Annotated in this window: 13 protein-coding genes; 5 read left to right on the forward strand and 8 right to left on the reverse strand. The window is 66.6% G+C overall.

The annotated features are described in order from the left end of the window. Positions 1–21: 21 nt before the first annotated feature. On the reverse strand, positions 22–798 hold the full coding sequence (locus RU01_RS19440; protein ID WP_042576215.1) for a lysophospholipid acyltransferase family protein: 777 nt from the start codon (positions 796–798) through the stop codon (positions 22–24). A 143-nt stretch (positions 799–941) separates the two neighbouring features. Between RU01_RS19440 and RU01_RS19445 the strand changes: the two genes are divergently transcribed. Then, the gene (locus tag RU01_RS19445; RefSeq protein WP_042576216.1) at positions 942–2,330 is read left to right on the forward strand and encodes an NAD(P)/FAD-dependent oxidoreductase; all 1,389 of its coding nucleotides are present in this window, start codon (positions 942–944) and stop codon (positions 2,328–2,330) included. A 26-nt stretch (positions 2,331–2,356) separates the two neighbouring features. After that, entirely contained in the window at positions 2,357–3,175 is an 819-nt protein-coding gene (locus tag RU01_RS19450; protein WP_042576217.1) for a UbiA family prenyltransferase, read from the forward strand. On the opposite strand, the gene RU01_RS19455 is transcribed toward RU01_RS19450, so the two are convergent. Further along, the gene (locus tag RU01_RS19455; protein WP_042576363.1) at positions 3,158–3,439 is read right to left on the reverse strand and encodes a hypothetical protein; all 282 of its coding nucleotides are present in this window, start codon (positions 3,437–3,439) and stop codon (positions 3,158–3,160) included. The two genes, RU01_RS19450 and RU01_RS19455, sit on opposite strands and share 18 nt — an antisense overlap. Positions 3,440–3,535: 96 nt before the next feature. On the opposite strand from RU01_RS19455, the gene RU01_RS19460 reads away from it, so the two are divergent. Next, complete coding sequence (locus RU01_RS19460; protein WP_042576218.1) at positions 3,536–4,219, forward strand: dienelactone hydrolase family protein; 684 nt, start codon at positions 3,536–3,538, stop codon at positions 4,217–4,219. Between the two features lie 74 nt (positions 4,220–4,293). Further along, the gene (locus RU01_RS19465) at positions 4,294–5,223 is read left to right on the forward strand and encodes a pirin family protein (protein WP_042576219.1); all 930 of its coding nucleotides are present in this window, start codon (positions 4,294–4,296) and stop codon (positions 5,221–5,223) included. Here the strand turns inward: RU01_RS19465 and RU01_RS19470 are convergent. Together RU01_RS19470 and RU01_RS19475 are read right to left on the reverse strand one after the other, a co-directional pair. After that, complete coding sequence (locus RU01_RS19470) at positions 5,214–5,981, reverse strand: putative protein N(5)-glutamine methyltransferase (protein WP_042576220.1); 768 nt, start codon at positions 5,979–5,981, stop codon at positions 5,214–5,216. The two genes, RU01_RS19465 and RU01_RS19470, sit on opposite strands and share 10 nt — an antisense overlap. After that, positions 5,978–7,366 (reverse strand): maltokinase N-terminal cap-like domain-containing protein, encoded by a 1,389-nt coding sequence (locus RU01_RS19475; RefSeq protein ID WP_082043256.1) that lies wholly within the window; start codon positions 7,364–7,366, stop codon positions 5,978–5,980. The genes RU01_RS19470 and RU01_RS19475 overlap by 4 nt, the downstream gene beginning before the upstream one ends. Before the next feature lie 84 nt (positions 7,367–7,450). On the opposite strand from RU01_RS19475, the gene RU01_RS19480 reads away from it, so the two are divergent. Continuing rightward, a complete protein-coding gene (locus RU01_RS19480) occupies positions 7,451–9,418 on the forward strand; it encodes a M13 family metallopeptidase (protein WP_042576221.1) in 1,968 nt (655 codons plus the stop codon). A 1-nt stretch (position 9,419) separates the two neighbouring features. Here the strand turns inward: RU01_RS19480 and RU01_RS19485 are convergent, their stop codons facing one another. The 4 genes from RU01_RS19485 to RU01_RS19500 are packed head-to-tail and all read right to left on the reverse strand — an operon-like array spanning position 9,420 to position 13,704. Continuing rightward, on the reverse strand, positions 9,420–10,502 hold the full coding sequence (locus RU01_RS19485) for an ABC transporter ATP-binding protein (protein ID WP_042576222.1): 1,083 nt from the start codon (positions 10,500–10,502) through the stop codon (positions 9,420–9,422). Positions 10,503–10,521: 19 nt separating this feature from the next. Beyond that, positions 10,522–11,844 (reverse strand): ABC transporter substrate-binding protein, encoded by a 1,323-nt coding sequence (locus RU01_RS19490; RefSeq protein WP_042576365.1) that lies wholly within the window; start codon positions 11,842–11,844, stop codon positions 10,522–10,524. 25 nt (positions 11,845–11,869) lie between these two features. Next, positions 11,870–12,742, reverse strand: coding sequence for a carbohydrate ABC transporter permease (locus RU01_RS19495; protein WP_442970572.1), 873 nt, complete (start codon positions 12,740–12,742; stop codon positions 11,870–11,872). 14 nt (positions 12,743–12,756) lie between these two features. Further along, entirely contained in the window at positions 12,757–13,704 is a 948-nt protein-coding gene (locus tag RU01_RS19500; protein ID WP_042576224.1) for a carbohydrate ABC transporter permease, read from the reverse strand. Positions 13,705–13,751 lie beyond the last annotated feature (47 nt).

Consider the following 13,751-nt stretch of genomic DNA (forward strand, 5'->3'; position numbering starts at 1 on the left):
TCCGGTCGAGTCGGACACCGATCAGTATTGACGAACGGACAGCTCCACGGCGACCTGGAGGTACTCGGCGACGGTCCGTGAGATGGACACCGGCTTGTCCGGCAGGTCGATCTCCGGGACGTCGATGTGCACGCTCGCCGAGCGGTACTTGCCGGGCGGAGGGCCGTAGTGCAGACCCATCACGACCAGCTTCGGCTCGACACCACGGGATCTGGCCCTGGCGATGATGTGCCCGACTCCGCTGCCGACGTGCTGCAGTACGGCAGGGTCACCGTCGTTGCACGTGCCTTCGGGGAAGATCGCGAGATCGTCACCACGGCTGAGCCTCTCGGCGCACAGATCCATCATCTGGCTACCGGCCCGGGATACGGCCCGCAGTCCGTGATCGCGGCTGCGGAACACCGGGATGCCGCCCATCATCTCGATCCGGCGACGCTGCGACGTCCGCTCGGCAATGACGCGTTTACGTCCCGTCGGCTCCGTCTCGACGAACAACTCGTCCTTCGCCAGTACCCGCGTGCGACCGATCACGGGCCGCAGTGCACTGGACCACGCTGCGGCCGCCACGGTGTACGGGTCGGTCTCGCTCACGTGGTTGACGGCGATGATCAGCCGCGTGTCGTCGTAGATCAGGCTTCGCAGTCGCTCCCGCGCTCCGTCGCCGTATCGCACCCGCGGACGGAAGCGTCCGGCCAGCGCACCGTAGGCCAGTCTCGCCACCCGTCGATTCTGCTGATGGTCGCGGTAGTAGTCGTAGACGGCGTCGGCGTTCTCGAGAGTGACCACGGGTCGATCCATGCTCGAATCGTAGGCGTTCGTGCTGTTCCACCAGTTTGTTCTGACAAATCGAGCGCGGCGTGTATGGTCTGGGTCACAGGCGACAAACCCCGTCGTCGGCGGACCCGCAGGTCGGCCACTTGTAGCGAGAGGAACGGGTACTGGTGACCACCAACACTGCCCCGCACCGCGTCGTCGTCGTCGGCTCCGGATTCGGTGGGCTGTTCGCGGCGAAGGCCCTTCGACGTTCCGATGTCGACGTCACACTCGTGGCGCGGACGGATCACCATCTGTTCCAGCCGCTGCTCTACCAGGTGGCCACCGGCATCCTCTCCGAGGGCGAGATCGCCCCGTCGACCCGGTTGATCCTCAAGGACCAGAGCAACGCGGCAGTTGTCCTCGGCGACGTCACCGACGTCGATCTGGAAGCTCGCACGCTCGTCTCCGTCCACCGGGGCCGCGTCACCGTGACCCCGTACGACAGTCTCGTCGTCGCCGCGGGTGCCGGACAGTCCTACTTCGGCAACGACCACTTCGCGGAGTTCGCTCCCGGCATGAAGACGTTGGACGATGCGCTCGAGCTCCGCAGTCGCATCATGAGCGCGTTCGACGCCGCCGAGCTGACCAGCGATCCTGAGGAGCGCGCACGTCTGCTGACGTTCGTGGTCGTCGGAGCCGGACCTACCGGCGTCGAGATGGCGGGACAGATCGCCGAACTCTCCCGTCGCACCCTCGCCGGCACGTTCCGCACGATCGACAGCCGCGACGCACGCGTCATTCTCCTCGACGCTGCCCCGAAGGTGTTGCCGCCCTTCGCCGATTCGTTGGGCGAGAACGCTCGACGACGGCTCGAGAAGGTCGGCGTCGACGTCCAGCTGGGCGCCTCCGTGACGGATGTGGATGCCGACGGACTGTCCGTCCGCGACAGCGACGGCACCGAGCGCCGCATCGAGGCCACGTGCAAGGTGTGGTCCGCGGGCGTCTCGGCCAGTCCCCTCGCCGCGATGCTGGCGCAGAAGTCGGGCGCCGAGGTCGATCGTGCCGGCCGCGTGCTCGTGGAGGCCGACCTTACTCTGCCCGGACATCCCGAAGTCTTCGTCGTGGGCGACATGATGGCGCGCGACAAGCTCCCCGGCGTCGCCCAGGTGGCCATCCAGGGCGGACGGTATGCGGCTCGGACCATCACCGCCGAGGTGAAGGCAGACGCGAAGGGGGCGCCGCGCCCCGAGCGTGCGGCGTTCCGGTACCGCGACAAGGGCAGCATGGCCACCGTGACGCGGTTCTCGGCCGTCGCCCAGGTCGGTCCCGTGAAGATCACCGGCTTCCTGGCGTGGGTGATGTGGTTGGCCGTCCACCTCGTCTACATCGTCGGCTTCAAGAGCCGTCTGACCACGGTGTTCAACTGGGCGTGGACGTTCCTGGGACGTGCGCGCACCCAGCTGACCGTCACACACCAGCAGATGCAGGCACGCACCGCGTTCGGTCGGCTGACCGTGCTCGAGGACGCTCGACGACACCGCACCGCCGAGCTCGAGGACGCCCGCGCAAGTTGAGTGCCCGAAACGGGTACAAGCCGGAGATGGGTCGTCTCTCTGCACTGATCGTCGCCTCGCATCCGGGTCCCGGTGCTGCGGTGACGGTGTTCGTCGGCCTCCTGGCCCTCAGCCTCGGGCCGCCGTCGCCGGGTCTGTTCCTCGCGATACTCGTCGCCGTTCTCAGCGGACAGTTGATCGTCGGATGGACCAACGACCTCATCGACGCACCGCGGGACGCGGCGTCGGGCCGCGTCGACAAGCCGGTGGCGCAGGGCGTCGTGGCGACGACCACCGTCCGCCGATGCGTGGCCGTTTCCGGAATCGTCTGTGTTGCGTTCTCACTGCTGCTCGGGGTGGTCCCCGGCATCGTCCACCTGGTGGTGGGCGTGGGGTCGGCGATCGCCTACAACATGGGTCTCAAGTCGACTCCGGTGTCGTGGCTGCCGTACACGGTGGCGTTCGGCTCGGTTCCCGTCGTCGTCGGGCTGGCGGTGTCCGACGCGATGCCGCCGGCCTGGATGGTGGCGGTCGGCGCACTGCTGGGTTTCGGCGCCCATCTGGTGAACGTTCTTCCCGACATCGCCGACGACACCGCCACGGGTGTCCGCGGGCTGGCTCATCGGTTGCCCGAGCGCGCGGTCGCACCCCTCGCCGCTGCGGTTCTGCTGGTGGCGTCGGTCGTCGGGCTCTGGGGAAGCGGGATCTTCGCACGAGGAGGAACCCATGCGGCGATCGGAACGGTCGCGCTGATTCTCGTCCTGGGTCTGGCCGCCGTGGCGACGACGGGGCACGGCCGCACCCCGTTCCGCGCGGCGATCATGATCGCCGGCGTGGACGTGCTGGTGCTACTGCTTCCCCGTTGATTTCTCGGAGTTCTCGGTCTCCAGTTCCGCCGTGTCGCGGAAGACCAGGCATCCGTTGTCCAGAGCGACGGCCCACCGGTGCGCGACGGCCCAGTCGCGGTTCACCGATGCCGGCTCGACGTAGGCCGCGAAGTCCTCGACGATCACCCCGCCCTCGAGGGGCCAGGTCTCACGATCTCCCGAGCGGTCCACGGAATGCCGTGTCCGCACCCTCGATCCCACCGAGATCTCCGACGTCTCCGTCTTCTTCAGTGTCGATGTCATGACCGCCTCCTGCGCGTGATCCCCCGGCAGCCCGGTATTCCCCGTCACGCATGTTTCACACATCTCTCCCTCATGCAGTCGTGATGTAGTGGAACCATGGCAATCACTTTCACCACTCGTGTCCCCGAAGGTCCGATCCGTGGCGGCGTCGTCGTCATCCAGGAAGCGTTCGGGGTCACCGACCACATCGCCGAGGTCTGCGGTCGTTTCGCCTCGGCAGGGTGGGTCGCCGTCGCTCCCCACCTCTTCCACCGCACCGGTGACGCCGTCCTGGCGTACGACGACATGCCGACGGCGATGAACCTGATCGGACAGCTGAAGGCCGAGGAGATCGATCAGGACGTCGACGCGGCGATCGACGAGCTCGCCGGCTACGGGTTCGGTCCGAGCGGGTGCGCGATCGTCGGATTCTGTATGGGCGGGACCGTCGCGTACGAGACGGCGGTGCGCAGGCCCCTCGGCGGCGCGGCGACGTTCTACGGCGGCGGAATCCGTGAAGGACGCTTCGGATACCCGGCGCTTCTCGACGGCGCGACCTCGCTCCGTACGCCGTGGCACGGCTTCTTCGGCGATCTCGACACCGGCATCCCGGTGGACGACGTCGACGCGCTGAACGCCGCGATCGCCGATGCACCGGTGGACACCCGGATCGCGCGATACCCCGATGCGGAGCACGGTTTCCACTGCAACGACCGCCCCGCCGTCTACAACGAGCGCGCCGCTCACGACGCCTGGTCGCGGACCCTCGACTGGTTCGACGAGCATGTCGAGGCCGTGTAGGGAATGAACGAGGGGGGACGCAGGTTGAGCGGACCAAGTAGTTGATCCGTCAACTTTCTCCCCTGGAGGTTCCGATGCCCGCAGTGACCGTCGACAACGTTCTCGCTCTCCCCCGCATCCCGTCGTCCGAACCGGGATCGGTGGACAGGCCGGTCCGGTCCGTCACCACCGCTCCCACCGGATACGAGGGTGAGGGCTTCCCGGTGCGGCGCGCCTTCGCAGGCATCGACATGAAGTACCTGGACCCGTTCATCCACATGGACCAGATGGGCGAGGTGAACTACGCGCCCGGCGAACCCAAGGGCACCCCGTGGCATCCGCACCGCGGCTTCGAGACCGTCACCTACATGATCGACGGGATCATGGACCACCAGGACTCGCACGGCGGCGGCGGCTCCATCACCGGCGGCGACACCCAGTGGATGACGGCCGGAGCGGGCATCCTGCACATCGAGGCACCGCCGGAGCATCTCGTGGTGTCGGGCGGGATGTTCCACGGAGTCCAACTGTGGGTCAATCTCCCGCGCAGCAACAAGATGGCAGCGCCTCGCTACCAGGACATCACGGGAGGGCAGGTCGCTCTGCTGTCGAGCCCCGACGGTGGCGCACTCGTGCGGATCATCGCCGGTGAGATCGCCGGGCACCAGGGTCCGGGGTCGACGTACACCCCCATCACGCTCTCCCACGTCACGGTGGCACCGGGCGCCTCGGTCACGGTGCCGTGGAATCCCGCGTACAACGCGATGGCCTACGTCCTGGCGGGAGCAGGCACGGTCGGGGCCGAACGGCGTCCCGTGCGCAAGGGCCAGATGACCGTGTACGGATCGGGAGATTCGCTGACGTTCTCGTCCGCCGACGGTTCCGAGCCGTTGGAGATGTTCGTCCTCGGCGGCGAACCCATCCGCGAGCCCGTCGCGATGGCCGGCCCGTTCGTCATGAACACGAAAGCCGAAGTGATGCAGGCCTTCGACGACTACCAGTCCGGTCGCTTCGGTCAGCCCTGACCGGCTGTCCCGATCACGATCGTGGCGTCACGCTCGTCGTCGTGTCGGACCCGAGGGGTCAGACCGGCGGCGAGCATGATTGCCGAGGCGGTATCCGCCTGCGCGACAGATGTTTCCACGATCAATGAGCCCCCGGGCGCCAGCCATCCGGGAGCCTCCGCCGCGAGTCGACGTTGGATGTCGAGCCCGTCGGCGCCGCCGTCCAGCGTCCCGCGGGGCTCATGATCGCGCGCCTCCGGCGGCATCGTGTCGATGGCGGCCGTCGGTACGTAGGGCGTGTTCGCCGTGACGACGGTGACTGCACCGCGGAGATGACCGGGCACTCCTGAGAAGCCGTCGCCCTCGGACACCGTGCGTCCCGGCAGGTTCCGTCGCGCACACTCCACGGCGGCCGGGTCGATGTCGGAGGCGAACACCGTCACCGAGGGCCTCGCGTGGACGACGGCGGCCGCGACCGCGCCCGATCCGCAACACAGATCGAGCAGGACGCCGTCGTCGCCCACCCTGTCGAGTGCAGCGTCGACCATGGCCTCGGTTCGTCTGCGGGGCACGAAGATTCCGCGGCTGACCCGGATCCTCAATCCGTGGAACTCGGCCCACCCCACGATGTACTCGAGCGGTTCACCGTCGACACGCCGTGTGATCCATGCCGACAACGTCTCCTCGTCCGGCGCCTCGTCGGTCAACAATCGCGCCTCGTCCTCGGCGAACACGCACCCGGCCGACCGCAGTACGGCGACCGTCCGGGACAGCGTCACTCGGAGACGAGCCGCGCGACGGCGTGCATCGGGATCGACAGCCAGGTCGGGCGGTTCCGGGCCTCGTACACCGCTTCGTACACGGCCTTGTCCAGTTCGTACGCCCGCAGCAACGCCCACGAGGACCGCGGGTCGTTCCCCGACACCTCGGTGTAGCCGTCGCAGAACGCGGACACGTTGCGCTCCACCCATTCTCGCGCCACCGGTTCGAGACGCTCCCGCTCCTGCGCATCCTCTATCTCCACGATGCGACTCATCGCGGCGTAGTCGAACGAGCGGATCATGCCCGCAACGTCGCGGAGTGGACTGTCGGGTGTCCGACGCTCCTCGAACGACTTCGACGGCTCGCCCTCGAAGTCGATCAGGACCCAGCGTTCCGGTGTCCGCAGAACTTGACCGAGGTGCAGGTCGCCGTGAATGCGTTGGGTATCGATCCCGCCCGCGCCGGCCGCCTCCTCGATCAGGGCCTGGATGCGTGGCAGGTGGTCCTCGAGTTCGGCCACCACCGGAAGAGCGGACTGCACGCGCGCGGAGATGTCGGCGGTGGTGTCCGGAGCGGGTGCGAGGGACGTGCCGAGCACCCGGGCCAGATCGGCGTGCACCGACGCGACGGCCTTGCCCAGCTCGCGCGCTTCCGCCGTGAAGTCGGACGCGGCGACGTCGCCGGTGGCGAGGACGTCCTGCACGGTGGCCTGCGCGGTCGTCCAGCCCTCGGTCGACCCTGCGACGAAGTCCTGCGCCATCGCCAACGTCGTCTCGGAGTGTTCGATGTCCGCTTCCATCCATCCGCGTAGCGGCGCGACGTTCTCGCAACCCGCCTGCCCCAGGGCCCGGTGGAGCTCCACATCCGGATTGATGCCGACGGTCACCCGGCGGAAGATCTTGAGCAAGTAGTGGTCGCCCAGGATGACCGACGTGTTCGACTGTTCCGCTCCGAGCACGCGACCGCGCAGACCTGTCTGCAGATCACTTCCCGGCATCGCGAGGAACCGGACGTCGCCCGTGCCGCCGGTGGCCAACAGATCCGAGTAGACCGAGATGGCATCGGGATCACGCAGTGCGTCGAACACGATCGCGCCCGGCGCGCGCGTGATCACCCACGGGTCGAGGTCCTCGGACACGGACGAGCGGATTCCGAGAGGGATCTGGAAGATCTGCGACTCCGCGCCGTCGAGGTCCACCTTCGCGAGGAGATGCTCGACAGTCAGCTCCGCGGTCGTGGCGAGCGTCTCGCGTGTGAGCACACGGACGGCGGTGACGGTGTGCCCCTTGGCCGAGAACCACCGCTGGTCCGGCAGCCAGGCGACGAGAGCGCTGGTCAACGCGTCGTCGTCGAGAGGCGGCGGGGCGACGGGCTCGTCGATGCTGTGCTCTTCGGTGGACATGAGTACCGGATACCCCGAATTCTCTCGTCGACAACTTCTCGCGGCCGAAACCCACCCTATGTGCCCCGGTGTAAGGATGGAGACATGACAACCGCCGCAGACCGGTCCCCCCGATCCGGGCTCGACCTCTCGTTCGTCGATGCCTCGACCCGCGCACAGGACGACCTCTTCGAGCACGTCAACGGACGGTGGCTCGCCGAGTACGACATTCCCGCCGACCGCGCCGTCGACGGTGCCTTCCGCACCCTGTACGACCGCGCCGAGGAGCACGTGCGCGACATCATCCAGGTCGCTGCCGAATCCGACCCTGATGCCGGCACCGACGCCGCCAAGATCGGTGACCTGTACAGCAGCTTCATGAACGCCGACGTCATCGAGGCGGCGGGAACGACACCCATCGCGGACGAACTGTCCGCGGTCGCCGACGCTGCCGACTCCGCAGCACTGGCGCGGGTTCTCGGATCGTTGCAGCGGACGGGCGTCGGCGGCGCTGCCGCGCACTACGTCGACACCGATTCCAAGCAGTCGGACCGCTACGTCATGCACGTCTCGCAGTCCGGTCTGGGTCTGCCGGACGAGTCGTACTACCGCGAGGACGAGCACGCGGAGATCCGCACGAAGTACCTCGCGCACATCGAGAAGATGTTCACCCTCGCCGGCGTCGGCTTCTCCGCGGCCACCGTGCTGGATCTCGAGACCGCGATCGCGGGCGGCCACTGGGACGTGGTCAAGCGACGCGACGCCGACCTGACGTACAACCTGACGACGTTGCCTGCACTGACGTCCGACGCTGCGGGCTTCGACTGGGAATCCTGGATCGACGGCCTCGGCGCAGAAGGACACTTCGACGAGATCGTGGTGCGGCAACCGGACTTCCTGACCACGTTCGCCGGCCTGTGGTCGGAGCGCAGCCTCGACGAGTGGAAGGCCTGGGCGACCTGGCGGATCCTTCACTCACGGGCGCCCTACCTGACATCCGACATCGTCGACGAGAACTTCGACTTCTACGGCCGCACCCTCACCGGCACCGAGAGCAACCGCGAGCGGTGGAAGCGCGGCGTCTCCCTCGTCCAGGACCTCATGGGCGAGGCCGTCGGAAAGCTGTACGTGGACCAGCACTTCCCGGCCGACTCACGGGCACGGATGCAGGAACTGGTCGCCAATCTGGTGGAGGCCTACCGCCGCAACATCACCGACCTCGAATGGATGAGTCCCCAGACGCGTACCGCCGCGTTGACGAAGCTGGACAAGTTCACGCCCAAGATCGGCTACCCGGACACGTGGCGCGACTACTCGACGCTCGAGATCGACGCCGCCGACGTGGTGGGCAACTACCGCCGCGGATACGAGGCCGAGTACCAGCGTGACCTGGACAAGCTCGGCGGCCCGGTCGACCGCGGCGAGTGGTTCATGACGCCGCAGACCGTCAACGCCTACTACAACCCCGGCATGAACGAAATCGTCTTCCCCGCAGCGATTCTGCAGCCGCCGTTCTTCGATCCCGAGGCGGACGACGCAGCCAACTACGGCGGCATCGGCGCGGTCATCGGTCACGAGATCGGCCACGGATTCGACGATCAGGGCGCCAAGTACGACGGCGACGGCAACCTGGTCGACTGGTGGACCGACAGCGACCGTACCGAATTCGGCAAGCGCACCACCGCGTTGATCGAGCAGTACGACGAGTTCGAGCCGAAAGCTCTCCCCGGCCATCACGTCAACGGCAAGTTCACCATCGGCGAGAACATCGGCGACCTCGGCGGACTGTCCATCGCCGTCGAGGCCTACAAGATCTCGCGCGGCGGAGCGGACGCTCCCGAGATCGACGGCCTCACCGGCTTGCAACGGGTCTTTTTCGGCTGGGCGCAGGTGTGGCGTACGAAGGCGCGCGACGCCGAGGCGCTGCGCCGTCTGTCGATCGACCCGCATTCCCCGCCCGAGTTCCGGTGCAACGGTGTCGTGCGGAACCTGGACAGTTTCCACGAGGCCTTCGAGGTGACGGAGAACGACGCTCTGTACCTCGATCCGGATGCGCGCGTACGCATCTGGTGATCTAGCGCAGGCGTAGGCCGGACTCGGGATCGAAGAAGAACAGCTCGCCCGAGTCCGGCCTCACCCGCAGGCGTTCGCCCGCACCGACCACGACACGTCGATCCACTCGCACCACCACGCGTCCACCGCGCGCCGTCCATCCGGCGTCGGCCGGTCCTACCGAGTAGGCGAAGGACTCCGCGCCGAGTTCCTCGACCAGCTCGGTCGTCAACTCCAGGGCACCGGTGTCGGACTCGCCCACCAGTTCCCAGGACTCCGGACGGACACCGACGACGATCTTCCCCGTGTGTGCGGACGGCACCGGCACGCGGGCCCCACCCAGGACGGCATGGCCGTCCACGACGTCGGCCTCGATCAGATTCATCGCCGGCGAGCCGATGAACGAGGCGACGAAGTCGTTGACCGGATTCGCGTACAGCTCACGCGGACTCGCGACCTGTTGCAGCAGTCCGCCTTTCAGAACAGCGACCCGGTCTCCCATCGTCATGGCCTCCACCTGATCGTGGGTGACGTAGACGGTGGTGGTACCCAGACGCCGCTGCAGCGAGGCGATCTGCGACCGGGTGCTGACACGCAGCTTCGCGTCCAGGTTGGACAGCGGCTCGTCCATGCAGAACACCTCGGGACGACGCACGATGGCGCGCCCCATGGCCACACGCTGGCGCTGACCACCCGACAACTTGCCGGGGCGCCGGCCGAGGAGCGGCTCGAGCTCGAGCATCCGAGCCGCCTCCTCGACGCGGACTGCGGTGTCCGCCTTCGACATTCCCGCGTTGCGCAGTGCGAAGCCCATGTTCTCGGCCACCGTCATGTTGGGATACAGCGCGTAGTTCTGGAACACCATCGCCACGTCGCGCTCCTTCGGCGCCAGGCCGCTGACGTCCTTGCCGCCGATCTCGATGCGACCGCTCTCGATCGCCTCGAGCCCGGCCAGCATGCGCAGGCTGGTCGACTTCCCGCACCCGGACGGACCGACGAGCACGAGGAACTCGCCGTCCGCGATCTCGAGATCGAGCGCGTCCACCGAGGGTGCCGGGGCACCCGGGTAGCGGTGAGTGGTCCGAGCGAAATTTACCGAAGCCATGGCGTGAGGTGATCCACTTCTACTTGGGCAGCTTGGGGGTGATCTGCCGGTCGATGATCTGCTGCAACTGGTCCTGCACTCCGGCGAACGTCGTGGCGACGTCGGCGTTTTGCAGGGCGATCTGCTCGAGACCCGCACCGATGATCTGGTCCCCGCCGGGAACGAAGACGCGGGCGTAATCCTGCGAGCGCGTCCGAGCGAGCTGGTCGACGGCGGTGCGCGACCGCGGGTTCTTCTCCAGGAACGCGACCTCACTGGGATCGGTCGCAGCGGACTTACGCACAGGCATGTAGCCGACGTTCTGCGAGAAGTACGCCGTGTTCTCCGCGTTGGTGACGAACTCGATGAACTTGAGCGCGTTGATCTTCCGCTCGTCCGGGATGTTGGCCGGGATAGCCAGACCGGCTCCACCGGTCGGGCAGCCGGGGGTACCCGCCTCGGCGGGGAGGAAGGCGGTGCCGAAGTCGAACTTGGAGTCCTGCGTGATACCCGAGAGGTCGCCGGTGGAGGCGATGGTCGACCCCAGCAGGCCCGCCGAGAAGTCGTTGGCGATGTCGTTCGAGACGGCCGCGTACTTCTTCGTGTGGATCATGTCCTTGAGGAAGTTGCCGGCAGCGATGGTGCGCTCGTCGGTGAACTTCAGGTCGAACTGGTCCGAGTAGCTTCCGCCGAACGTCCAGATCGGCCCCTCGAAGGTCCACCCGAGGTAGTCCTCGGCGTTGCCCCATCCGTGGGCGAGCTTGCCGGATCCGATGGCGCGCTGGATCTCCGGGCCCCACTGGTCGAACTCCTGCCAGGTGGCGGGTCCGCGGTCGGGCAGTCCTGCGGCCGTCCACACCTCGCGGTTGTAGTAGAACAGCGGGGTGGAGCGGGCGTACGGGAGTGCCCAGGTCTTGTCGTTCCAGTTGTAGTCCGCCACCAGGGAATCGACATAGTCGGTGGTGGAGACACCTGCCTGGGAGAACAGATCGTCGAGCGGCGAGATCGCGCCCAGCAGAGCGAAGTTGAACCACCAGACGTCCGACAGCAGCACGACGTCGGGCAGCGAACCGCCGGACAGTGCCGCGTTGAACTTCTGCGCGATCTCCTCGTAGTTCTTTCCGCCGTCGATCATCTGCACGGTCAGGTCCGGATTGGCTGCCTGGAACCGCGAGATGAGTTCGTTCTCGACGTCCTTCGAGCTGCCGGGATGCGACGACCAGAACGTGATGGTGTTGGCGTCGCCTCCACCGGAGGACGACGATCCGCTGGTCGAACTCGTACCGGCGCAGGCGGTGAGAGCGGCGCCCGCGGCGACGGCACCGGACAGTCCGAGGAATCCGCGGCGAGAGAATGGCTGCATCATGTGCTCCTTGTTCATAGGTTGGTCAGCCCTTGACGGCGCCGGAAGTGAGGCCCTTGATCATGTGACGCTGGAGGGCCAGGAAGACGATCAGAATGGGGAGCATCGTCAGGACGGTGCCGGCCATGACGGGACCCCAGTTGGTCACACCGTCGTTGTTCTGCAACTGGGTGAGACCCACCGGCAGCGGCGCCACGGACGAGTCGTCCGACATCAGGAACGGCCACAGGTACTCGTTCCACTCGTTGACCACGGTGATGGTGGCGAAGGCGACCATCGTCGGGCCGGACAGCGGAAGAACGACACGGAACAGCAGTCGCACCGGACCGGCGGCGTCCATCCGGGCGGCCTCGATGATTTCCTGCGGTATCGACAGGAAGTGGTTGCGCATCAGGAAGGTGCCGAACGCGACGCCCGCAAGCGGCACGATGATGCCCTGAAAGGTGTTGCGCCACCCCAGCTGTGCCACCAACGCGTAGTTCGAGATGACGGTGATCTGGTTCGGCACCATCAGTGCGGCGATGATGACCAGGAAGACGATGGTCTTGCCGGGGAAACGGAGGAAGACCAGGCCGTAGGCGCTCAGGACCCCGAGCGTGAACTTCACGACGGCGAGGATGCTCGTGATGATCAGCGAGTTCTTCAGGAACGTGAAGAACGGGACCGTCGACGTCGCGTCGTCGTAGTTCTCCGGTCGGAACACCGACGGCCACCACACGGACGGCTGGACGTAGATCTCGCCGCGCTCCTTGAACGAGGTGATCAGAATCCAGAAAAGCGGGAGCCCGATGATGATGATGACGACCACCATCGCGGCATAGCCGAACAGCGTCGACAGCCTTCGGCGACGGGCGGCATCCCGGGCGGGACGAGCGTCGTCGGTGGCGGTGTCGGGCATCCTGTCGATCACGCTCATCGCGCGTCACCTCTATCCATGACCCGCACCTGAAGCACGGTGATGACGAGCAGAACAAGGAACATGATGGTGGCGACCGTTGCGCCGTACCCGGCGCGGAAGTTGCGGAACGATTCTTCGTAGACCTGGTAGACCATCGTCGTCGTGCCGGTGCCCAGCGGTCCGCCTCGTGTCATCACGTTGATGATGTCGAAGACCTGCAGCGAGTTCAGCATGACGGTGATGGACAGGAAGAACGTGGTCGGACGCAGCTGGGGAAGCGTCACCTTGCGGAACGTCGTCCATCTGCTCGCACCGTCGATCTGCGCTGCCTCGGTCAGATCCTGGCGAAGCCCCTGCAGAGCAGCCAGATAGATGACGAAGGCGTAGCCGAGGTTCTTCCACAGATACGTCACCGTGATCATGAACAGGGCCCAGCCGGGGCTCTGGTAGAAATCCGGGACCTCGCCGAAGCCGATCCGACGCATGATGTCCTGGATCAGGCCGAAGTTCGGGTCGAAGACGAACTGGAACGCGACGCCGATGGCCGCGCCGGAGATGACGAACGGCGCGAACACCGCCGACCGGACGATGTTGCGACCGCGTAGCTTCCGGTCCAGGAGCATCGCCAGGACCAGCCCCAGCAGCATGCTGCCGGCCACCGCGGCGATGGTGAAGATGACGGTGTTCGACACGATCTGCCACGTGTCGCTGCGGCCCCACCATTCCCGATAATTGGCGGTTCCGATGAACGTCGACGTTGGCGAGGAGATGTTCCAGTCGAAGAACGACAGCCTGATGTTGTCCAGCAGCGGGCGGTAGGTGAAGACGCCCAGCAGGATCAGATTGGGACCGACCAGCACCAGGAACAGTGCATAGTCACGCCACGGCCGACGGAGGAAAGACCGTTGCGCCGGTGGCAGTTCCGGCAACGTGCGTTGAACTACAGGCCGACTTGCTCTCACCGATGGGACATTAGCCTAGGTAAAGCGAACGAATGGTGAACATGGAC

This window comes from Rhodococcus sp. MEB064, assembly GCF_000834565.1.
Taxonomy (GTDB): Bacteria; Actinomycetota; Actinomycetes; order Mycobacteriales; family Mycobacteriaceae; genus Rhodococcoides.

Excerpts from the sequence above, each read along its gene's own strand:
- RU01_RS19440 (WP_042576215.1), bottom strand. The coding sequence starts at position 798 with ATGGATCGACCCGTGGTCACTCTCGAGAACGCCGACGCCGTCTACGAC.
- RU01_RS19455 (WP_042576363.1), bottom strand. The coding sequence starts at position 3,439 with ATGACATCGACACTGAAGAAGACGGAGACGTCGGAGATCTCGGTGGGA.
- RU01_RS19450 (WP_042576217.1), top strand. The coding sequence starts at position 2,357 with ATGGGTCGTCTCTCTGCACTGATCGTCGCCTCGCATCCGGGTCCCGGT.
- RU01_RS19495 (WP_442970572.1), bottom strand. The coding sequence starts at position 12,742 with ATGCCCGACACCGCCACCGACGACGCTCGTCCCGCCCGGGATGCCGCC.
- RU01_RS19485 (WP_042576222.1), bottom strand. The coding sequence starts at position 10,502 with ATGGCTTCGGTAAATTTCGCTCGGACCACTCACCGCTACCCGGGTGCC.
- RU01_RS19465 (WP_042576219.1), top strand. The coding sequence starts at position 4,294 with ATGCCCGCAGTGACCGTCGACAACGTTCTCGCTCTCCCCCGCATCCCG.
- RU01_RS19490 (WP_042576365.1), bottom strand. The coding sequence starts at position 11,844 with ATGCAGCCATTCTCTCGCCGCGGATTCCTCGGACTGTCCGGTGCCGTC.
- RU01_RS19480 (WP_042576221.1), top strand. The coding sequence starts at position 7,451 with ATGACAACCGCCGCAGACCGGTCCCCCCGATCCGGGCTCGACCTCTCG.
- RU01_RS19475 (WP_082043256.1), bottom strand. The coding sequence starts at position 7,366 with ATGTCCACCGAAGAGCACAGCATCGACGAGCCCGTCGCCCCGCCGCCT.
- RU01_RS19460 (WP_042576218.1), top strand. The coding sequence starts at position 3,536 with ATGGCAATCACTTTCACCACTCGTGTCCCCGAAGGTCCGATCCGTGGC.